Raw genomic sequence first — 19,501 nt, forward strand, 5'->3', positions numbered from 1 at the left:
ATGCATGGGTCTGGCCGTGACGCGGGACGGCCGGTGCTGTGTCGCTGCTGGCGCAGGAAGCCCAGGCAACCCGACCTTGTCGGGCAGCAGGCGCAGGCGCGCTTGGCTGCCCGTACGGCCGTGCCCGTGTGTCAGTACCGCTGCCGCTGCTGAAGTTGCCGCCGTCCCAGCCAGCCCAATCCCAGTGCAGCGAGGGCCAGCATCCAGGGGTCGTTGACCGGAATCGTGGCAGTGGCCGCGACGCTGATGTTCAGCGTGATGACGGAGGACAGGCCGTTGGCATCCGTGACCCGGATGACCAGGATGTAGTTGCCCAGGGTGGTGGGTGTGCCGGTCAGCATGCCGCTGGCGCTGAGCGACATGCCCGGTGGCAAGGCGCCCGAGTTGATGACAAAGGTGTAGGGGCCTGTTCCGCCCGTCACCTGGATCTGTCCGCTGTATGGCGTGTTGACGACGAGTCCGGGTGGCGGGGTGATGACCAGCGCACTGGTCACGGCGCCCGTGCCTGTCAGGTCCAGCTCGCGGCCCAGGAAGTCGGACACCGTGATGGTGAAGCTGTACGCCGCTGCGGTGGTGGGGGTGCCCGTGAGGGCGCCCCCGGCCGACAGGCTCAGGCCGGCGGGCAGCATGCCGGTGCTGACCAGGAACTGGTACGGCGCCACACCATTGCTGCCCACGAAGGTCACGCTGTAGGGCACGCCCTGCACCGGCACGGGAATGGTGGAAGGTGTGACGTTGATGCTCTGGGCGCCTGCTGCTGCACCCCACAGCAGCAGGCCGGCGGCGCCCGCTCCCGCGAGGAGGTGCCGGCACCAGGTGGCTGCAGCCCGCGCTGCACGGGCCATCATCGCGCGCCTCCGCGCTTGCGCGCAAGCTGCTGCTCCAGGGCCGAAAGGCGTTCCGCCAGGGCCAGGAGTTCCTCATCCTTGGCGGCCAGCTTCTGGTGCAGGGCCTGGACCGTGGCGGCCGCGAGGCCGGCGACATCGCTGGGCGCGAGCGTACGGGGGCTTTCGCCCACCTTGAAGCGGTGGTGCACGTCTTCGGCCATGGGGCCCAGGTGCAGGCTGGCGTTGAGGTCGCTCAGGTAGCGCCACGCATACAGCGGCAGTTGCGCCACCTCGCCCAGGATCGCGTGGACCGGTGCAGCGGTGATGTCGTGCTTGAGCGTGCGGCTGGAGCCCTGGCTGAGCGTGCCGGCCACCATCAGGCCGCCATTCGACTGCACCGACAGCGCGTTGCTGCCGCTGCCGCTGGGGGCCAGGCCCATGGCGGTGGCGGTGGCATGCTGGGTCCAGTACGCCGTGCCGGTGCCGTGCGCAAGGCGCGCGGCGATGGCGCCGTTGTTCTGCAGTTCCATCTGCACGCGCGGGGCCAGGGCAGCGCCCGCCGTGTTGTCGACCAGCAGGCTGCCGGAGCCGTCGGCGCGCCGCAGGGTCAGGGATGCCATGGGGCGCGGAGTCCCCATGCCGACGTTGCCATTGCCGGCGATGTCGAGGCTGGAGTGTGGAGCCCCGGGGCGAATGCGCAGGGGCAGGCGCGAGCCGCCCGTGACGTCGCGCACGAAGAAATTGGCCTCGTTGCCGGCAATGTCCCAGGTCTGGGCCGTGAAGCCGCTGACGTTGCTCTGCTCCTGCCGCAACCCCGGTGTGTCGGTGGACACCACATGCAGGTCCAGCACGGGCACGGCCGTGCGTATCCCCACGCGACCCTGCGGGCTCACGTACAGGCTGTTGGCCGGCGCTCCGGCCAGCCAGCGCACGGGGAACTTGGCACCCGTGACATCCTCGATGCCCATGAAGCTGGCTCCGCCGCTGGCACTGTCATTGGCGACCAGCGTCCAGTCATTGCTGGGAAACGGTGCAACGCGGGTGTCCTGAAACCCGATGCGCAGGTTGTTTTCCTTCAGCCGCAGGGTGTCGTCGCCAAAGCCCTCGTTGATGGCGCAGTCAAATCCCGCGCAGACGCTGCCCTGGATGATGTGGTCGTCGCTGACCAGCTGGTCCTTGGCCACCATGCGCGTGCTTGCGCTGGCCAGGGTGGAGCGGGTGGAGGGCGTGGTGGCGCTGTCGCTGCCGCTGTCTGCCGCGCCGACCTCGCCCCGGGGCGGCACCTGCGGTGGCAGCACGAAAGCGCCGCCCGCCACGGACACGCTGCCGCTGAGCATGGCACCGCCGGCCCCCGAGGGTGCGGACGGGACCAGGGCCGCCGTGGCGTCGTCGTGCCGCACGGCGCTGGTGGTGGGGGCGAGCGTCAGCTCGTAGGTGTAGTGCCCGTCGGGCAGGGGGGTGTCCTGCAGCGAGAACACCAGCGGGCTGCGCAGCGCGAAGTCCTGGGGCATGCCGCCGTCGCGCGCGATGCGCAGCACGGCGCGGCCATGGGGCGCGGCGGGGGTCCATTCCAGCCGCTGGGCCTGCAAGCGGGACGTGATCGCGGCGTCGCCTGGTGGTTGTGCCTGCACGCTCTGGCACAGCAGCAACGCTGCGAGCGCGGTGGCCATCATCAGCAAGGCCGTGGCGCGCGGCTGCGGCCTGTCCAGGAAGGCGTTGGGGTGGTGTGGCATGGCTGGCACCCTCTTAGCGCGCGGGCTTGGCGGGGGCCGCCATCTGCGCTTCCAGCAGGGAGATGCGGGCCCTGATGGCTGCGATGTCGGCTTCGCGTTCGGTCACCTTGCGGGCCAGCGCCTGCACGGCGCCCAGGGTCACGCCCGCGAGGTCGCCGGGGGCCAGGCTCCTGTCGTCCTGCCCGAGCTGGAAGATCTTGCGGAAGTCCTCGGCCATGGGGCCGACGTGGCGCTCCTGCGCGGGGCTGGACTTGTAGCGCCAGTGGTAGAGCGGCAGGCTCAGCACTTTTTCCAGCAGGGTGGTGCCGTTGACGGGTTCGATGCCCGTCTTGAGCGTGCGGCTGGAGCCGGTGCTCAGCGTGCCGGTGATGGCCAGGTTGCCGTTGGCGGCCAGCGTGAACTGCGGTGTGCCCGCGCCCTGTGTGGCCAGGGTGAGGGCCGTGCCGGAGGTCATGTCCCAGCCGGTGGCCGGTGCCGTGGTGAAGCGCAGCGTGGCGGGGCCGTTGTTGGCCAGGTTCAGCAGGGTGCGCGGGGCGGCTGTGCTGTTGGTCTCCTGCACCAGGACCTGGGCGGTGCCGTCGTTGCGCAGCACATGCAGCGCGGCGGACGGCGATGCGGTGCCCAGGCCGACGTTGCCCGATGCGGCAATGTCCAGGCTGCTGGTGGGCGCTCCAGGGCGGATGCGCAGCGGCAGGCGCGAGCCGCCTGTGAGGTCGCGCACGAAGAAGTTGGCCTCGTTGGAAGCGATGTCCCAGGTCTGCGCCGTGAAGCCGCCCGCCGAGGTCTGTTCCAGGCGGACCCCGGGCGTGTCGCCCGTCAGGGCGTGCACGTCCAGCACCGGCGTGGCGGTGCGCAGGCCCAGGTCGCCGCCGGAGCTGACGTAGAGGCTGTTGGTGGGGGCCCCGGCACTGACGGTGAAGACCTGGTTGCCGGAGGTCGCATCCTCGATGGCGAGGTAGGAGGCGCCGCCCGAGGCGGTGTCGTTGGCCTTGATCCGCCAGTCGTTGGTGGGAAACGGGCTATTGCTCGTGTCCTGGAAATGGATGATGGGATTGGCTCCCTTGAGCCGCACCGTGTCAAAACCGAAGTTCTCGTTGTTGACGCAGTCGAGGCCCGCGCACACGCTGCCCTGCACGATCAGGTCGTCCGCAAGCAACTGGTCCTTGGTGGAGAACGTGGTGGCCGCCGACTTGGGGCGCGGTACGGGCGCGCTGGACTCGGCGCCGCCGACCACCAGCTGGCCCTGGGCCACGACAAAGGAGCCGGAAACGATGCGCTGGTGCAGGGTGGCCTGGGCCAGCGCGGGGTCCATGACGAGCGGGGGATCCAGGCTCAGCTCATAGAAATAGCGTCCGTCGGCCAGGCCCGCCCGCTGGGGCTCGAGCACGATCGGGGCGCGTGGGAACGCCATGTCGCTGACGGTGCCGTCGGGGCGTGCCAGCCGCAACTTGCCCGCGCCGTGGGGTTCGTTGGCGGTCCAGGTGATGCGCTCGCTCTGGCGTGTCGTGGTGATGGACGCAGCGGGAGCCTGCGCGGCGCAGGTGGCGCCGACGAGGCTCGCCATCAGGGCCATCGCGGTTCGGTGCAGGAAGTTCATGGCGGTGGTCTCAAAAGCGGGTGGAAGCGCACGGGAAGGCCGGTAAGGCATCTTTGCGACACCAGTTACCCATGGAAACACTTGAGTTTGAGCGACCGGGACTGCGGCGTCAATCCGCAGTTGCGCACGGGAGAGGGGTTGTGGGGGCCGAAACCCTCTCCCGCGCGCCAGGCCCGCCCCTGCGGCGCGTGGGAGGACGCTTCAGCCCGCTTCCGGGATCGGGGCGCGCATCCCGGCGTTCACCAGGTTCCAGGCGTTGATCACGGCAATCGCAAAGCCCAGTTCGGAGATTTCGGTCTCGTTGAACACCGCCTGCAGCTTCGCGAATTCCTCGTCGCTCGCATCGCTGTGGGGCGTGGCGGTGATGATCTCGGCCCAGCGCAGGGCGGCGCGTTCACGCTCGCCGAAGAACGGCGCCTCGCGCCAGCCGGCCACGGCGTTCAGGTGGCGCGGCTCCATGCCGTCCTTGACCAGGTAGGTCCAGTGCATGTCCATGCAGTACGCGCAGCCGTTGATCTGTGAGACGCGCAGGAAGACGAGTTCGGCCAGGCGCGCGCCCAGTGGTCCCTTCTTGAGGGTTTCCGACAGGCTCACCAGGCCCATGAAGGCCTTGGAAGACAGCTTGTGATAGGGCAGGCGGGCGGTGTGTTGGGTGGTCGATGGCATGGCGGGTCCTTGGATGTGAATGGCAATGGTCCGGGGTAAAAACGTCGGGCATGAAGGCTGCGGTGGTGTTGCTGCTGCTGCTGCCTTTCATACTGGTTAGACGTGGCCGGGTCTGCCGCTGTGACACGGTGCCCCGAAAAAACCTCAGCACGTCACCCCAGCGTGTCCGGGATGCCCGCCAACTTGTCCGGGTTGCGCACGGCATAGATGGCCACAATGCGCTCGCCGTCCGTCACGAACGCCTGCGCCGATTCGATGCGGCCGTCCACGTAGCGCAGCAGGCCGGGTTCGCCGTTGAGGAGCGCCATGCGGTAGACCACCAACGCGCCCAGGCGGCGGAACTGCGCCCAGTACAGGTTGGCGATGCGGAACGGCCCCACCAGCGGCTTGGGAAAGGATGGCACCTTGCCGCCGCCGTCGCCAATCAGCTGCGCGTCTTCGCTGAGCAGCGCCTCGATGGCGTTGCGGTCGCCGCTTTGGGCGGCCCGCATGAAGCGCTGCAGCAGCTGGTGGTGCACGGCCTGCGGCACCTCGAACCGGGTGCGCGCCTGCTGCACGCGCTCGCTGGCACGGTGCACCATCTGGCGGCAGCTGGCCTCGCTCTTGCCCAGCTGCGCGGCGATCTCGGGGTAGTCGTAGTCGAACACCTGGCGCAGCAAAAAGGCCGCGCGCTCCTCCGGCCCCAGGCGCTCCAGCACGTACATGAATGCCACCGACAGCTCGCCCGCCAGCTCGGCGGCCGCCTCGGGGGTGTCGTGGTGGTGCGGTGCGTCGCCGTGGTGCAGCTCCACCAGCGGCTCGGGGAGCCACCAGCCCACGTAGGCCTCGCGCTCGGCCTTCAGCGCGCGCAGCCGGTCGATGGCCAGCCGCGTGACCACCGTCACCAGCCAGGCCTCGGCCGATTGCAGCACGGCCACATCCTGGCGGCTCCAGCGCAGCCAGGCGTCCTGCAGTACGTCCTCGGCATCGGCGCGCACGCCCAGCATGCGGTAGGCAATGCCGAACAGGCGGGGGCGCAGGGTGGTGAAGGGGTCGGTGGCGGTGGGTGCGGGGTTCGTGGTCATGGCGGTGTCGGGTGGCGTGCGGCAGGCAGGAGCGTGTGGGAAGACTGTTCCGTGGTCCTGCACAGACGTTGGAGGCAGCGGTGGTGTGACAGGGCGGCCCTGGTTGCTTTTATTTTGATAGCTATTGGCGCTTGTCGGTAAAGCGCTGGAGGCATTTTTGAGCAGAGCCGAAGGCTGGGAGGAATGACCGTGTTGTACGCAACCGGGCGTGCGCAGGCAACCCTCGCGCGGAGCCCGTGACAGGGAAGGGACGGCCCGCGGAAAGGCCTGCGGCGGCCTGGCCGGGCCGTCATTGCGCCGGGCTGCGCGATGGTTCACAGTGCGGGTTTTCATCCCGCAACCCAAGGAGCGCAGCATGGCCCATGCATTGAACTGGTTCGAGATCCCCGTGACCGACTTCACCCGCGCCAGGACTTTCTACGAGACGGTGCTGGGCATCACCATCGCGCCCATGGAAATGGGCCCGACCAAAATGGGGATGTTGTCCTCCGACCCCTCCGCCGTGGGCGGTGCCCTCGTGCAGGCGGAGGGCAGCGTACCCTCGCAGAACGGGACGATGGTGTACCTCAATGGCGGCGAGGACCTGGCCCCCATGCTGGCGCGCGTGGAGCCGGCGGGCGGGGCGGTGGTGGTGCCGAAGACGGAGATTGGCAACGACTTCGGCTTCTTTGCCCACTTCATGGACACCGAGGGCAACAAGGTCGGGCTGCACTCGATGAAGTAGCGGGCGCGGACCCATCGGGAGGACCGCCGGTCACCCCGCCGGTTCGCCCACGCTCCCGGGCTCCGTCAGCCGCTCCAGCCGCGCCAGGAAACCCATGGCCTGCTCCGTGCTGGTGCCACACATCTCGGCCGACGGCATCAGCCCCCCGCACACCGCCGGCCGCTCGGGTTGCCCAAAAATGAGGCAGCGCGCACCGTCCCCCAGCTGAATGCACCGCACCCCCGCCGGTTTGCCCTGGGGCATGCCCGGGATGGGCGAGCTGATGGAGGGGGCGGTGCAGCAGGCGCCGCAGCCGGGGCGGCAGTTCATGGGTGGATGCTATTATTTATATAGCTGCTAGCGCTTATGAATAAAGCGCTAGAGGCCAATTTGATTCAAATTTTGGCGTTCACTGGCCAGCGGCAGCATCGCCGTGCAGGCAGCTGGATGCCCACAGCACCTGGTCGACCACGGCGCGCACGCGGTCGCGGTGGGCTTGCTGGATGAGAGCGCCGCCGTCGTCGAATGCGCTGCCGGCCGAGCCCAGCGCAAACGCCTTGGGTGCCAGCCAGCATTCGGCGTTGATGAGCAGGGGCGCCAGGTGGCTTTGCGAGCGCAGGCCGCCCAGGGCGCCGGGCGAGGCGCTGAGCATGCCCACGACCTTGCCGCGAAAACTCTTGCCGCCGTCTTGCCAGTCCGGGTGGCCCTTGACCGGGCTGGAGGCCCAGTCGATGGTGTTCTTGAGCAGGGCGGTGTAGCTGCCGTTGTACTCGGGCGAGCAGATGACCCAGGCGGGGTGCTGCCACAGGATCTCCTTGAGCCGGATCACGTCGGCCGGTGTGCCCTGGGCTTCGAGGTCGGCGTTGTACAGCGGGATGTCGAAGTCCGACAGCTCCAGCAGCGTGACCGTGGCGCCCGCGTCGCGTGCGATGGCGGCGGTGGCGTGGGCCAGCTTGCGGTTGAAGGACTGCTGGCGCGTGCTGCCGGCGAAGATCAGGAGGGAAGGTGTGTGGGGCATGGTGCCTGCGATTGGAGCACAGGCGCGTGGCAGGATTCCTGCAAGCCGGGAGGCCGGTGCGTGGCGCTGCACCAGCGCGGCTGCGTGCGGCGACCCGCAAGCCGCCCCACCAGCGACCCCAGCGCCGCCATGAAACAACCCAGGCTGAGCAGCGCGCGCCACAGGTTGGCGGCGTTCCACCGGTCGCGCACCTGGGCCCAGCCGGCGGGCAGGGCCTGGGGGTTCCAGGCTTCGGTGGTGTGGTTGAGCGGCAGGTTGACCTGCTGGGTGAAGAACACGATGCCCAGCAGGTAGACCACGCCCACCCCGGCCAGCAGGCGCCACCATGGCGCGCGGTGTTCACGCCAGGCCGTGGCCAGGGCCAGCGCGCACCACAGCGGCGGGCCAAAGAACAGCACAAAGAACAGCGCGTGCCGCACGTTGCGATTGAAAGCCGATTGCACGGTGGCGTAGATGGCGCCGTCCATCTGCAGCAGGGCCAGGTTGATGTTGGCGCTGTAGGTGCCGAAGAACCCGGCCATGAGGCCGAGCCACACCACGGCGAGGGCGTGGGGGATGAGGGAGAGCGGGGGCGGTGCGTTGCTGGGGTGCTGGGCGGTGGTCATGGGCGGGCTGGTGGGGGTGGTGCCCGCACTCTGCCGGTAAGCCGCCCCCAGTGCCTTATCCTTTGATAAGAGCGGCTCACAAAACTCCCCTGGCGTCGTTGTTCCGTCTTGTCGTACCGCTTGTACTGCCTGCGACGGAACGCCTAGCCAGGGCCGCTACGCTGAGTTTTGTTAGCCGCTCTAAGCCCCATCTCGCTGCGCAGGCGCGACAGCGAGACATCGGTCACGCCCAGGTACGACGCCAGGTGCTTGAGGGCGATGCGCTCGGCCCATTGCGGATGCTGCTCCAGCAAACGGGCGTAGCGCTGGCGGGCGCTGAGCTGCAGAAATTCCTGCTCGCGCTGCATCTTGCCGTCGAGCAGGGCGCAGAGCACCCGGTGCTCCAGCGCGGCCCACGGTGCCCAGCCCGCGCCGGGCAGGGGGCGACTGGAATCGGTGGGCAAGGGCAGCGCCCACACCACGCTGTCTTCCAATGGTTCCACGTGAAACATCACCGGCTGCTGGCGCAGTGTGGGGGTGATGGGCCAGCACAGGGCGCCGTCCAGAAAGAAGTTCTTGTTGGACTCTGCTCCGTCGCGGTCCAGGTAAAACAGCCGCAGGGCGCCGCGCTCCACCCACCACAGGTGCCGCCAGTATTCGCCTGCCCGCAGCAATGGCTGGCCACGCTCCAGCACGCGCCGTTCGGCGCGGGCCCACCAGGCTTCCACGGCCGGGGGCGGGGCGCCAAGCAACTCGGTCAGGAAGAGGGTGAGGGGGTTGGAAACAGACACGGCCTGCGCAAAGTGGGAAAATCGCGGGTTGCCTGCTGGGGCGCCGGGCGCGCCCACCACCAGCAGGGCCGGTGTGCGGCGCCTTGGGTAGGGTGCCCCTGTGCTACCGGGTGTTTTGATTATCGGGCCCGCCAGGCCCCGGAGTGTCCCCCATGTTGTATCCCCAGGAATTTGATGTGATCGTTGTCGGCGGTGGCCATGCGGGCACCGAGGCCGCGCTGGCCGCCGCGCGCATGGGCAGCAAGACGCTGCTGCTCACGCACAACATCGAGACGCTGGGGCAGATGAGCTGCAACCCCAGCATCGGCGGCATCGGCAAGGGCCACCTGGTGAAGGAGGTGGACGCGCTGGGCGGCGCCATGGCGCTGGCCACGGACGAGGGCGGCATCCAGTTCCGCATTCTCAACAGCAGCAAGGGCCCCGCCGTGCGTGCCACGCGCGCCCAGGCGGACCGTATTCTGTACAAGGCCGCCATCCGCCGCATGCTGGAGAACCAGCCCAATCTGTGGCTGTTCCAGCAGGCGGTGGACGATCTGATGGTGGAGGGCGACCGGGTGGTGGGCGCCGTCACGCAGGTGGGCATCCGCTTTCGCAGCCGTACGGTGGTGCTCACGGCCGGGACGTTCCTGGACGGCAAGATCCATGTGGGGCTGAACAACTACGCGGCCGGCCGGGCCGGGGACCCGCCTGCGGTGTCGCTGTCGGCGCGCCTCAAGGAGCTGGAGCTGCCCCAGGGGCGCCTGAAGACCGGTACGCCACCGCGCATCGACGGGCGCAGCATTGACTTTTCGAAGTGCACCGAGCAGCCCGGCGACGGCATGCCCGGTGGCGTGAACGAGGGCACCGTGCCCGTGTTCAGCTTCATGGGCAACGCGCAGATGCATCCCCAGCAAGTGCCCTGCTGGATCACCCACACCAACGAGCGCACGCACGAGATCATCCGCAGCGGCTTTGACCGCAGCCCCATGTTCACCGGCAAGATCGAGGGCGTGGGCCCGCGCTACTGCCCGAGCGTGGAGGACAAGATCAACCGCTTTGCCGACAAGGACAGCCACCAGATCTTCCTGGAACCCGAAGGCCTGACCACGCACGAGTACTACCCCAACGGCATCAGCACCAGCCTGCCGTTCGACATCCAGTACGACCTGGTGCGCAGCATGCCAGGGCTGGAGAACGCGCACATCCTGCGCCCTGGCTACGCCATCGAATACGACTACTTCGACCCGCGCTCGCTCAAGAGCAGCTTCGAGACGCGGCAGATCCAGGGCCTGTTCTTCGCCGGGCAGATCAACGGCACCACGGGCTACGAAGAGGCGGCGGCGCAGGGCCTGTTCGCCGGCATCAATGCCGCGCTGCAGTGCCGGGGCGAAGCCGCCTGGCTGCCCGGCCGCGACGAGGCCTACCTGGGCGTGCTGGTGGACGACCTCATCACCAAGGGGGTGACAGAGCCCTACCGCATGTTCACCAGCCGGGCCGAGTTCCGCCTGCAGCTGCGCGAGGACAACGCCGACATGCGCCTGACCGAAGCAGGGCGCCGCATGGGCCTGGTGGACGACGCGCGCTGGGATGCCTTCAGCCGCAAGCGCGATGCGGTTTCACGTGAAACAGAGCGTCTGAAAGCCACCTGGGTGAACCCGCGCAACCTGCCCGCGGCCGAGTCGGAGCGCGTGCTGGGCAAGAGCATCGAGCACGAATACAACCTGTTCGAGCTGCTGCGCCGCCCGGATGTGAACTACGCCAGCCTGGTGTCCATGGACGGCGGCAAGTACGCCTCCAGCGAGGTTTCACGTGAAACGCTGGGGCCCTTGAGCGAGCCCGTGATGGAGCAGGTGGAGATTGCGGCCAAGTATTCGGGCTACATCGACCGCCAGAAGGGCGAGGTGGAACGCGCCGCGCACTTCGAGAAACTGCGCCTGCCGCCCGACCTGGACTACATGCAGGTCACGGCCCTGAGCATCGAGGCGCGCCAGGTGCTCAGCCGCCACCGGCCCGAGACCCTGGGCCACGCATCGCGCATCACGGGCATCACGCCGGCGGCGATCTCGCTGTTGATGGTGCATCTGAAGAAGGGTGGCTTCAAGGAATTTGCCGTCGCCCCGTCCAAGGCTGAAGGCGAAGTCGCGGCATGACGATGACCGTACCCCACAACGACGCATTGCGCAGCCAGTTGCAGGCGGGTGCAGATGCTCTGGGCCTGGGCCTGGGCGATGACCAGGTCAGCCAGCTGATGGAGTTTTTGGCCCTGCTGCAGAAGTGGAACAAGGTCTACAACCTGACCTCGGTGCGCGACCCGCAGGAGATGATGACGCACCATTTGCTCGACAGCCTGGCGGCGGTGGCACCGCTGCGCCGGCAGGTCGCCACCCTGGAGCAACAGGGCCTGGCAGCGGGCTCGGTGCGCCTGCTGGATGTCGGCTCGGGCGGCGGGCTGCCCGGTGTGGTGTTCGCCATCTGCTGCCCGGCGGTGGATGTGAGCTGCGTGGACACGGTGGGCAAGAAGGCGGCATTCATCCAGCAAGCGGCGGTGTCCTTGAAGCTGCGCAACCTGCATGGGGTGCATGCGCGCGTGGAGACATTGACGACGCCGTTCGACATCATCAGCTGCCGTGCGTTTGCTTCGCTGCCCGACTTCGTGACCTGGTCGCAGGGTGCGCTGGCCGCGCCCCACGGCGTGTGGCTGGCCATGAAGGGCAAGCACCCAGAGGACGAGATCGCAGCCCTGCCCGCGGGTGCGTCGGTGTTTCACGTGGAACCACTGACTGTCCCGGGCCTGGAGGCCGAGCGCTGCATCATCTGGTTGAAGCCCGCCTGAGGTTTTTTGGGACGGGTTTGCCAGCCGCTGGCATGCGGATGAGGGAGCAGGGCGGGGTGGTCGCTTAAACTCGGCTGCTCATCGTGGGTGCGCCGCATGTCGCGGCACCCCCTCCAGATCCAGCACACCGGGAGAGATCATGTTCGGCATCGCAGACTACGGCGCCTTTGTCGCCGCCATCGTGTTGTTCCTGCTCATTCCGGGCCCCGGGAATCTGGCGCTCATCACCTCCACCAGCAAGGGCGGCGTGCGCGGCGGCATGGCCGCCACCATGGGCGTGATCGCGGGCGACCAGGTGCTGATGTGGGCGGCGGTGGCCGGGGTGGCGGCCTTGCTGGCCACGTACCCGACGGCGTTCCATGCGGTGCAGTGGCTGGGGGCCGCCTACCTGGCCTGGCTGGGCTTCAAGATGCTCACGGCCAAGCCGGGGGCGCAACCCATCCTCAACATCCAGCCGCGCCACTATTTCAAGCAGGCGGGGCTCATCACCCTGCTCAACCCCAAGGCCATCGTGTTCTACATGGCGTTCTTCCCGCTGTTCGTCGATCCCGCGCGCCACCAGGGTTTTCTGACCTTCGGCGTGATGGCGGCTACCGTGGCGGTGCTGACGTTCCTCTACGGGCTGGTCGCCGTGCTGCTCACGCACCACCTGGCCGCGCGCATGCGCGCCAACCCGCGCATCGGCCGCGTGCTGGAAAAAGTGGCGGGCGTCTTTTTGATCGGCTTTGGCATCAAGCTGGCCATCTCCAAATAAAACAACGACAACAACACGGACTGCAACACCCACATGGCCAAAATTTTCTGCGTTGCCAATCAGAAGGGTGGTGTTGGCAAGACCACCACCACCGTGAACCTTGCTGCCGGGCTGGCCAAGATCGGCCAGCGCGTGCTGATGGTGGACCTGGACCCGCAGGGCAATGCCACCATGGGCTCGGGCGTGGACAAGCGCAGCCTGGACCTCACGGTGTACGACGTGCTGCTCGAATCCGCCTCGGTCAAAGAGGCCGCCGTGCTGTCGGAAAAATGTGGCTACTGGGTGCTGGGCGCCAACCGCGAGCTGGCGGGCGCCGAGGTGGAACTGGTGGCGCTGGAACACCGCGAAAAGCGCCTGAAGGCCGCGTTGGCAGAGGCCGATGGCGACTACGACTTCGTGCTCATCGACTGCCCGCCGTCGCTGTCCATGCTCACGCTCAACGGCCTGTGCAGCGCCCACGGCGTGATCGTGCCCATGCAGTGCGAATACTTCGCGCTCGAAGGCCTGACCGACCTGGTCAACACCATCAAGCAGGTGCACGCCAACCTCAATGCCGACCTGCAGATCATCGGCCTGCTGCGGGTGATGTTCGACCCGCGCATCACCCTGCAGCAGCAGGTGAGCGACCAGCTCAAGGGCCATTTCGGCGACAAGGTGTTCAACAGCGTGATCCCGCGCAACGTGCGCCTGGCCGAGGCGCCCAGCTACGGACTGCCCGGTGTGGTGTTCGACCCGGCCGCCAAGGGCAGCCAGGCCTTTGTGGAGTTTGCGCAGGAGATGGTCGAGCGCGTGCACACCATGCCGGCGGCAGCATCTTCCATGGCAAAAATGGCCCCCAGCGCTTGATAGACAAGCGCTGATAGCTATTGAATTGATAGTAATGAAGGCTTCCAACATCCTGCTGCTGCCCGGCTGGCAGAACTCGGGCCCCGGCCACTGGCAAAGCCTGTGGGAGGCCCGCCACGGCTACCACCGCGTGGAGCAGCACGACTGGATGCGCCCGCTGCGCGGCGACTGGTCGGCGCGGCTGGAGGACACCGTGGTCGATGCCGATGGCCCCGTGGTGCTGGTGGCGCACAGCCTGGGCTGCATCCTTACCGCGTGGTGGGCTGCGCATTCGGCCAACGCGCACCGCGTGGTGGGCGCGCTGCTGGTGGCGCCGGGCGATGTGGAACGCCCCGACCTGGCCGCGCAGATCCACGGCTGGGCGCCCATTGCACGCAAACCCCTGCCGTTCCCGGCCGTGCTGGTGGGCAGCCGCAACGATCCGTATTGCAGCCTGGAGCGCGCCGAAGGTTTGGCGCAGGCCTGGGGCGCGCACTTCATCGACTACGGCGAGCGCGGCCACATCAATGCCGAATCGGGCCTGGGCGATTGGGATGAGGGGCATGGCTGGCTGCTGCAGCTGGCCAACCCGGCATGAGCCGCTGGGCCTTGTGGCGCGTGGTGCGCCGTGTAGCCGTCAGCTACCGAATTTCTCAGTGATCCGATCCATGACCAAAATCAACCTGCCCGCCATCGCCGACCAACTGCCCCGCGCCTGGAACTCCATCGTCGTGGGCCAGGCCGCCGGCGCCAACGTCAAGGTGCTGCGCATGGACGACGCCGCCTACCCCGACGAGTCGCACGACTTTGACGAAGCGCTGCTGGTGCTCGACGGCTGCATGCGCCTCGCCCTGCAGGGGCAGGTCACCGAGGTGAACGCGGGCGAGGTGTTCATCGTGCCAGCAGGTGTGCCCCACGCCGTCGCGCCCGGCAGCCATGGCACGCTGGTCATCATCGACCGCTGAAGACTCTTTCCCCATTCCTTTTCGCGAGAAGCATTTCATGGTCACCAAAAAACCCAAGGGCCTGGGACGCGGCCTCGAAGCCCTGCTGGGCCCCAAGGTCGAAGAAAAAGTGGAACAGGCCCAGGCGGCTGAAGCCGGGCTGCCCAGCAGCCTGCCGCTGTCTGAACTGGTGCCCGGCGTGTACCAGCCCCGCACGCGCATGGACGAAGGGGCGCTGTATGAGCTGGCCGAATCCATCAAGGCCCAGGGCATCATGCAGCCCATCCTGGTGCGGCGCCTCACGGGCGGGGAGCACGCGGGCAAGTACGAAATCATCGCGGGCGAGCGGCGCTTTCGGGCCTCGCGCCTGGCGGGCCTGGCCGAGGTGCCGGTGCTGGTGCGCGACGTGCCCGACGAGTCGGCGGCCGCCATGGCGCTCATCGAGAACATCCAGCGCGAGGACCTCAACCCGCTGGAAGAAGCCCACGGGCTGCAGCGCCTGGTCAAGGAATTCGGCCTCACGCACGAGCTGGCCGCGCAGGCCGTGGGCCGCTCGCGCAGCGCCGCCAGCAACCTGCTGCGCCTGTTGAACCTGGCCGAGCCCGTGCAGACCATGCTGATGGCGGGCGACATCGACATGGGCCATGCGCGCGCCCTGCTGTCGCTGGACCGCGCCGCGCAGATCACGGCGGGCAACCAGATCGCGGCCAAGAAACTGTCGGTGCGCGAGGCCGAGGCGCTGGTCAAGAAGATCGGCGCCGAGTTCAGCCTGGTGCCGCAAAAGCCCCAGAAGGAAAAGTCGCGCGACTTGAAGCGCGTGGAGGAAGAACTCTCGGACCTGCTCATGGCCGAGGTCGAGGTGCGCGTGAAAAAACGCGTCAAGCGCCACGGCCGGGTGGAGGACATGGGCGAGCTGGCGATCCAGTTCGGCTCGCTGGAGGCCTTGAACGGGCTGATCGACCGCCTGCGGGGTCAGGCCTAGCCTTCTTGTGCCGGGGATGTGTGAAATAGCGCACACAAGCGGTTTCCACACGTAACTTGCGCAGGCAAAATGCGTCTGTGCGGGGCCTACACTGCGCTGCGTTCAACACACCCGGGTTGACCGCAAGGCCTCTTCACAGGGCGGCGATACAGCCGCCCTGCGGCCCACGATGGTTTGCCGGGTGATCCATGCATCTCCTGGAGCAGACCCCCATGACCCCTTTGCGCTTCGTCCTGACCCCCGCCTGCCTGGCCGTTGGCCTGTGCATCGCCAGCCTGGGCGCCCAGGCCCAAAACACCAAACCCCCCAAGGTCCAGCTGTGGATGGACGTGTCCACCGGCACCATGGCGGGCATGCCCGAGATGGACAGCCTGCCCGGCGGGGGCGGCATGCTCGGCGGCCTCATGGGCGGCGGCGCGCAGGGCAGGGCGGGCGGTGGCAACACGGCCTACGGCAACGCCCGCGCCATGTCCATCATGCCGCCGCGTGTCATCGACATCGCCTTGCACAACACCCTGCGCCCCGGCGTCGAGGCCAGCCAGGCCATTCCGGCGGGCATGCGCATGGGCGAATCCCTGCCGCTGGTCCCCCCGCGCGCACAGCCCACCCAGACCGAGCCGGGTGAGGTGCCCCAGGAATACCAGCAGCACCAGCCCAAGGGCCGCATCCTGCTGTACTGGGGCTGCGGGAGCGCGGTGCGCGCGGGCCAGCCGCGCGTGATCGACCTGGCGCGCACCAAGCCGTCCGACTATGCCCAGGCCTTCGCCGGCCGCGCCGTGCCCGACCGGGGGCCGCGCGTGGGCCCCTCCTATGCGCTGTACCCCAACGAACGCAACCAGGTGAGCCTGTCGGCGGGCAGCTCCCTGGTGGGCGAACACCAGGTGCGCGGCGATGGCGTGCCCGCATCCATGAAGTTCACGCTCGGTGCCGCGCAGGACCTGATGCCCGCCATCGACCTGCGCACCACCGGCAAGCCGCAGGACAGCATGGGCACCAGCTGGCAGCCCGTGCGCAATGCGCGCGCCTACTACCTGCACGCCATGTCGCAGAACGGGGACGACCTCGTGATGTGGTCCAGCGCCGAAACGCCCGACACGGGCATGGGCCTGTTCGACTACCTGTCGCCCGCCACCATCGACCGCTGGCTCAAGGAGCGTGTGCTGCTCTCGCCCGAAACCACGCAGTGCGCCATCCCGCAGGGCATCTTCGCGGGCGGCGGGCGCGATGCCACGCCCATGCTGCGCATGATGGCCTACGGCGGCGAAAGCCACATCGTGCACCCCCCGCGCCCGGTCGACCCCAAGGCAGCCTGGGAGCCCGAGTGGGCCGTGCGCGTGCGCGTCAAGTCGCACACCATGGCCATGCTGGGCGAAGAGATGCAGGGGCGGCGCGGCGGCAGCATGGGCACGGCACCCGGCGCACCCTCGGGCGGCGCCTATTCCAGCGGCATGGGCGGCGCGCCGGCAGGCCAGCAGCCAGCGGGCGAGGGTGGCACGGATGCGGGCAACGTGGTCAACCCCGTCAACCTGCTGCGCGGCATTTTTGGCCGCTGAGCACGAACCCATGCTGGCCCTGCGCATGCCCTGGCCCCTGCCCGCGTTGCTGGCGTGGGCGTGCGCGTGGCTCATTTTTGTGGCCCTGCAGCGCGCGGTCCCACCGGTGGCGGCCTTGCTGGCCGCCTGCCTGATCGGGACGGCGGCCAGCGTGCTGGGCGGCAGCTGGTGGCGGCGCGGGCTGATCGCGGCGGGCTTTCCGCTGTCGCTGGCGCTGCTGGGCGCGGCCAGCCTGCCCACCTGGGCGTGGCTGGTGCCGCTGGCGTTGCTGCTGCTGGTCTACCCGCTCAACGCCTGGCGCGATGCGCCGCTGTTTCCCACGCCCCACCATGCGCTGCAGTCCCTGGCCTCGCAGGCCCCGCTGCCGCTGGGGGCGCGGGTGCTGGACGCGGGCAGCGGCGTGGGCGATGGCCTGAAGGCACTGCGCCACGCCTACCCGGCCGCGCAGCTGGAGGGCATCGAATGGAGCTGGCCCCTGCGCCTGCTGTGCGCCCTGCGGTGCCCCTGGGCCCGCGTGCGGCGCGCCGACATGTGGGCCGAGGACTGGAGCCCCTACCGCATGGTGTACCTGTTCCAGCGGCCCGAGAGCATGGCCCGCGCCGCCGCCAAGGCCCAGGCCGAGCTGGCGCCCGGCGCGTGGCTGGTGAGCCTGGAATTCGCGATCCCCGGCGTGCTGCCCAGCGTGCAGCTGCGCGCGCCGGGGGGCCGCGTGGTGTGGCTCTACCGCATGCCGCTCAACCGCGTGGAGGCATGAGATGCCACTGTTCCATGGCGATTTGAGCCGTTCGGCGCGGTTACAGAAAAGATACAAGCTTTTGCTACATTGCGTCCCTGGCTACAACCCCATACAAAACTACCAAGAAACTCACAGCCAGAGGGGGCTGCCAGCAGCACGTGAAAGCGCCGGGAGGGGGCGCACGCGCAGCCAGCACCTTCCTTGTCCGGATCTCCCATCCTGCAGGCGCTTTCCGCCGTCGCGGCGCACCTCCCTGACCGGTGCGCGCCTGGCGTGGCGCGGCCTTGCGCGTGGGCAGTGCCGGGGTTTTCTGGTGCGCAACCGACCGATCTGCAAGGAGCATCCATGACCGCCCACCCATCCCGTTTCCGCCCGCGCCTTCTGTGGGTGCTGGCCCTGAGCGCCGCCCTCACGGGCTGCGCCACCATGCAGAGCCATGACAAGCTGGCGACCGACATGCAGAACGCCGGGCGCAGCGGCGGCATTCCCGCGGCCATCGCCCAGCTCGAGAGCACCGCCAAGACCGAGGAAGAAAAGACCGCGCTCCTGTTCAACATGGAACGCGGCGAGCTGCTGCGCATGGACCGCCGCTACCCCGACAGCACCAACGCCTTCCTGCTGGCCGACATCAAGGTCAAGGAATGGGAAGAAACCGCCAAGACCAACCCCAGCAAGCTCATGGGCACCGTGGGCGCCGCGCTGATCAGCGAACGCCTGAAGGTCTATGAAGGCCAGGACTATGAAAAGGTGTGGGTGACCACGCGCCTGGCGCTCAACCGCATGGCCGTGGGCGACTTCGAGAACGCCCGCGTGGACATCAAGCGCACCCACGAGCGCGAGGCCATCATTGCCGAGTTCCGTGCCAAGGAAACCCTGGCGGCGGAAGAAGAAGCCAAGTCCAAGGGCGCCACCTCGGGGGGCAAGGAACTCAACGGCTACCCCGTCGAGACGCTCAACGACCCCGAGGTGCTGGCCCTCAAGAACGGCTACCAGAACGCCCTTTCGCACTACCTCGCCGGCTTCCTGTACGAAATGCTCAACGAGCCCGGCCTGGCCGCGCCCGGCTACCGCAAGGCCATCGAGCTCAAGCCCGAAACCGGCGTGCTCGAAGAAGGCCTGCGCGGCCTGGACACCCGCACCGGCTTCACCTGGAAACGCCGCCAGCGCATGACCGACGTGCTCTTCATCGTGGAAGCCGGTGACGCCCCCGCGCGCAAGCCCAAGGCCTTCACGCTTCCGGTGCCCACGGGCCGGGGCATGGTCACGGCCAGTATTTCCTACCCCGTGATCGAGCCGTCCAAGGACGCGCTGCTGACCACCATCTCCGCCGCGGGCACCGACCTCAAGCTCGAAAAGGTGGTGGACGTGAACGTGATGGCGCGCCGTGCGCTCAAGGACGAAATGCCCGGCATGGTGCTGCGCGGCTTCACCCGCGCCGTGGCCAAGGGCGTGCTGCAGAACGAACTGCAAAAGCGTGGCGGCCTGATCGGCGGCATCATCGGCGCGGCGGCCTCGGTGGCCACCGAGCAGGCGGACGACCGCATGTGGCGCATGCTGCCCGGCCGCGTGTACGTGGCCCGTGGCTACCTGCCACCGGGCGAGCACGTGGTGAGCGTGAACGGCCGCCAGCTGCCCCAGCCCATCAAGATCGACGGCCAGTACGCCCTGGTGCCCCTGCGCATGTACGACAACAGCGTGCTGACCGGCGATGTGGCCATGCTGGGCCAGCTGCCCACCGTGGCCGCCGCGCCGCAGCCCGCCGCGGCAGAGCCTGCCACCACCGTGCGCACGACCACCACCACCACCAGCCGGACGCGCTCGGTGCCCAAGTCGGTGGTCAAGTCCACCTCGGCCACGCCCGCGCCCGCCGCCAAGAACTGAAACCGCACATGTCCCATTTCCAAGGAGCCTC

The 19,501-nt window shown here is 68.4% G+C and carries 20 protein-coding genes; 11 read left to right on the top strand and 9 right to left on the bottom strand.

Annotated elements, in window-relative coordinates:
- Nucleotides 1-131: 131 nt before the first annotated feature.
- From AC07OC_RS11625 to AC07OC_RS11645, 5 genes are all read right to left on the bottom strand, one after another.
- Nucleotides 132-848, bottom strand: a complete 717-nt coding sequence (locus AC07OC_RS11625; RefSeq protein WP_218339290.1) for an Ig domain-containing protein — start codon at nt 846-848, stop codon at nt 132-134.
- Nucleotides 845-2,560, bottom strand: a complete 1,716-nt coding sequence (locus AC07OC_RS11630) for a tail fiber domain-containing protein (RefSeq protein ID WP_494601218.1) — start codon at nt 2,558-2,560, stop codon at nt 845-847. The genes AC07OC_RS11625 and AC07OC_RS11630 overlap by 4 nt, the downstream gene beginning before the upstream one ends.
- 13 nt (nt 2,561-2,573) lie before the next feature.
- Nucleotides 2,574-4,157, bottom strand: a complete 1,584-nt coding sequence (locus tag AC07OC_RS11635; protein ID WP_492806755.1) for a tail fiber domain-containing protein — start codon at nt 4,155-4,157, stop codon at nt 2,574-2,576.
- Between the two features lie 201 nt (nt 4,158-4,358).
- Entirely contained in the window at nt 4,359-4,823 is a 465-nt protein-coding gene (locus AC07OC_RS11640) for a carboxymuconolactone decarboxylase family protein (RefSeq protein WP_218296414.1), read from the bottom strand.
- 152 nt (nt 4,824-4,975) lie between these two features.
- The gene (locus AC07OC_RS11645; RefSeq protein WP_492806756.1) at nt 4,976-5,887 is read right to left on the bottom strand and encodes an RNA polymerase sigma-70 factor; all 912 of its coding nucleotides are present in this window, start codon (nt 5,885-5,887) and stop codon (nt 4,976-4,978) included.
- A 355-nt stretch (nt 5,888-6,242) separates the two neighbouring features.
- Here AC07OC_RS11645 and AC07OC_RS11650 point away from each other — a divergent pair, with 355 nt between their 5' ends.
- Nucleotides 6,243-6,611 carry a VOC family protein gene (locus tag AC07OC_RS11650; RefSeq protein ID WP_494601220.1) on the top strand — a complete coding sequence of 123 codons (369 nt, stop codon included), beginning with the start codon at nt 6,243-6,245 and terminating at the stop codon, nt 6,609-6,611.
- 30 nt (nt 6,612-6,641) lie between these two features.
- On the opposite strand, the gene AC07OC_RS11655 is transcribed toward AC07OC_RS11650, so the two are convergent.
- The 4 genes from AC07OC_RS11655 to AC07OC_RS11670 form a co-directional block, all read right to left on the bottom strand.
- Nucleotides 6,642-6,920, bottom strand: a complete 279-nt coding sequence (locus AC07OC_RS11655) for a YkgJ family cysteine cluster protein (RefSeq protein WP_218296417.1) — start codon at nt 6,918-6,920, stop codon at nt 6,642-6,644.
- Between the two features lie 79 nt (nt 6,921-6,999).
- Nucleotides 7,000-7,608 carry an NADPH-dependent FMN reductase gene (locus AC07OC_RS11660; protein ID WP_494601222.1) on the bottom strand — a complete coding sequence of 203 codons (609 nt, stop codon included), beginning with the start codon at nt 7,606-7,608 and terminating at the stop codon, nt 7,000-7,002.
- A complete protein-coding gene (locus AC07OC_RS11665) occupies nt 7,584-8,213 on the bottom strand; it encodes an anthrone oxygenase family protein (protein WP_494601224.1) in 630 nt (209 codons plus the stop codon). Before AC07OC_RS11665 ends, AC07OC_RS11660 begins: the two co-directional genes overlap by 25 nt.
- Before the next feature lie 143 nt (nt 8,214-8,356).
- A complete protein-coding gene (locus AC07OC_RS11670; RefSeq protein WP_492806760.1) occupies nt 8,357-8,983 on the bottom strand; it encodes a Crp/Fnr family transcriptional regulator in 627 nt (208 codons plus the stop codon).
- Between the two features lie 152 nt (nt 8,984-9,135).
- On the opposite strand from AC07OC_RS11670, the gene mnmG reads away from it, so the two are divergent.
- The 10 genes from mnmG (at nt 9,136) to AC07OC_RS11720 (ending at nt 19,470) form a co-directional block, all read left to right on the top strand.
- Nucleotides 9,136-11,112 (top strand): tRNA uridine-5-carboxymethylaminomethyl(34) synthesis enzyme MnmG, encoded by a 1,977-nt coding sequence (gene mnmG, locus AC07OC_RS11675; protein ID WP_494601226.1) that lies wholly within the window; start codon nt 9,136-9,138, stop codon nt 11,110-11,112.
- Between the two features lie 2 nt (nt 11,113-11,114).
- Nucleotides 11,115-11,795 carry a 16S rRNA (guanine(527)-N(7))-methyltransferase RsmG gene (gene rsmG / locus AC07OC_RS11680; protein WP_218296715.1) on the top strand — a complete coding sequence of 227 codons (681 nt, stop codon included), beginning with the start codon at nt 11,115-11,117 and terminating at the stop codon, nt 11,793-11,795.
- Nucleotides 11,796-11,934: 139 nt separating this feature from the next.
- Nucleotides 11,935-12,549, top strand: coding sequence for a LysE family transporter (locus AC07OC_RS11685; RefSeq protein ID WP_218339279.1), 615 nt, complete (start codon nt 11,935-11,937; stop codon nt 12,547-12,549).
- A 33-nt stretch (nt 12,550-12,582) separates the two neighbouring features.
- A complete protein-coding gene (locus tag AC07OC_RS11690; protein WP_369640972.1) occupies nt 12,583-13,395 on the top strand; it encodes a ParA family protein in 813 nt (270 codons plus the stop codon).
- Between the two features lie 34 nt (nt 13,396-13,429).
- The gene (locus tag AC07OC_RS11695; RefSeq protein WP_494601228.1) at nt 13,430-13,972 is read left to right on the top strand and encodes an RBBP9/YdeN family alpha/beta hydrolase; all 543 of its coding nucleotides are present in this window, start codon (nt 13,430-13,432) and stop codon (nt 13,970-13,972) included.
- A 70-nt stretch (nt 13,973-14,042) separates the two neighbouring features.
- Complete coding sequence (locus AC07OC_RS11700; protein ID WP_369640974.1) at nt 14,043-14,339, top strand: cupin domain-containing protein; 297 nt, start codon at nt 14,043-14,045, stop codon at nt 14,337-14,339.
- Nucleotides 14,340-14,376: 37 nt separating this feature from the next.
- Complete coding sequence (locus tag AC07OC_RS11705; RefSeq protein ID WP_218296425.1) at nt 14,377-15,300, top strand: ParB/RepB/Spo0J family partition protein; 924 nt, start codon at nt 14,377-14,379, stop codon at nt 15,298-15,300.
- 212 nt (nt 15,301-15,512) lie between these two features.
- A complete protein-coding gene (locus AC07OC_RS11710; protein ID WP_494601231.1) occupies nt 15,513-16,853 on the top strand; it encodes a hypothetical protein in 1,341 nt (446 codons plus the stop codon).
- A 10-nt stretch (nt 16,854-16,863) separates the two neighbouring features.
- A complete protein-coding gene (locus AC07OC_RS11715) occupies nt 16,864-17,607 on the top strand; it encodes a class I SAM-dependent methyltransferase (protein WP_218296427.1) in 744 nt (247 codons plus the stop codon).
- 327 nt (nt 17,608-17,934) lie between these two features.
- Nucleotides 17,935-19,470, top strand: coding sequence for a COG3014 family protein (locus AC07OC_RS11720; protein WP_218296428.1), 1,536 nt, complete (start codon nt 17,935-17,937; stop codon nt 19,468-19,470).
- The last annotated feature ends 31 nt before the right edge of the window (nt 19,471-19,501 follow it).

It is taken from the genome of Acidovorax sp. GW821-FHT10E04 (assembly GCF_059415185.1).

Bases quoted from the DNA above. Each gene is read 5' to 3' on its own strand.
- AC07OC_RS11625 (WP_218339290.1), bottom strand. From the start codon at position 848: ATGATGGCCCGTGCAGCGCGGGCTGCAGCCACCTGGTGCCGGCACCTC.
- AC07OC_RS11655 (WP_218296417.1), bottom strand. From the start codon at position 6,920: ATGAACTGCCGCCCCGGCTGCGGCGCCTGCTGCACCGCCCCCTCCATC.
- AC07OC_RS11665 (WP_494601224.1), bottom strand. From the start codon at position 8,213: ATGACCACCGCCCAGCACCCCAGCAACGCACCGCCCCCGCTCTCCCTC.
- AC07OC_RS11635 (WP_492806755.1), bottom strand. From the start codon at position 4,157: ATGAACTTCCTGCACCGAACCGCGATGGCCCTGATGGCGAGCCTCGTC.
- AC07OC_RS11685 (WP_218339279.1), top strand. From the start codon at position 11,935: ATGTTCGGCATCGCAGACTACGGCGCCTTTGTCGCCGCCATCGTGTTG.
- AC07OC_RS11690 (WP_369640972.1), top strand. From the start codon at position 12,583: ATGGCCAAAATTTTCTGCGTTGCCAATCAGAAGGGTGGTGTTGGCAAG.
- AC07OC_RS11720 (WP_218296428.1), top strand. From the start codon at position 17,935: ATGACCGCCCACCCATCCCGTTTCCGCCCGCGCCTTCTGTGGGTGCTG.
- rsmG (WP_218296715.1), top strand. From the start codon at position 11,115: ATGACCGTACCCCACAACGACGCATTGCGCAGCCAGTTGCAGGCGGGT.
- AC07OC_RS11695 (WP_494601228.1), top strand. From the start codon at position 13,430: ATGAAGGCTTCCAACATCCTGCTGCTGCCCGGCTGGCAGAACTCGGGC.
- AC07OC_RS11660 (WP_494601222.1), bottom strand. From the start codon at position 7,608: ATGCCCCACACACCTTCCCTCCTGATCTTCGCCGGCAGCACGCGCCAG.
- AC07OC_RS11710 (WP_494601231.1), top strand. From the start codon at position 15,513: ATGACCCCTTTGCGCTTCGTCCTGACCCCCGCCTGCCTGGCCGTTGGC.
- AC07OC_RS11705 (WP_218296425.1), top strand. From the start codon at position 14,377: ATGGTCACCAAAAAACCCAAGGGCCTGGGACGCGGCCTCGAAGCCCTG.
- AC07OC_RS11640 (WP_218296414.1), bottom strand. From the start codon at position 4,823: ATGCCATCGACCACCCAACACACCGCCCGCCTGCCCTATCACAAGCTG.
- AC07OC_RS11630 (WP_494601218.1), bottom strand. From the start codon at position 2,560: ATGCCACACCACCCCAACGCCTTCCTGGACAGGCCGCAGCCGCGCGCC.
- AC07OC_RS11700 (WP_369640974.1), top strand. From the start codon at position 14,043: ATGACCAAAATCAACCTGCCCGCCATCGCCGACCAACTGCCCCGCGCC.
- AC07OC_RS11650 (WP_494601220.1), top strand. From the start codon at position 6,243: ATGGCCCATGCATTGAACTGGTTCGAGATCCCCGTGACCGACTTCACC.
- mnmG (WP_494601226.1), top strand. From the start codon at position 9,136: ATGTTGTATCCCCAGGAATTTGATGTGATCGTTGTCGGCGGTGGCCAT.
- AC07OC_RS11715 (WP_218296427.1), top strand. From the start codon at position 16,864: ATGCTGGCCCTGCGCATGCCCTGGCCCCTGCCCGCGTTGCTGGCGTGG.
- AC07OC_RS11645 (WP_492806756.1), bottom strand. From the start codon at position 5,887: ATGACCACGAACCCCGCACCCACCGCCACCGACCCCTTCACCACCCTG.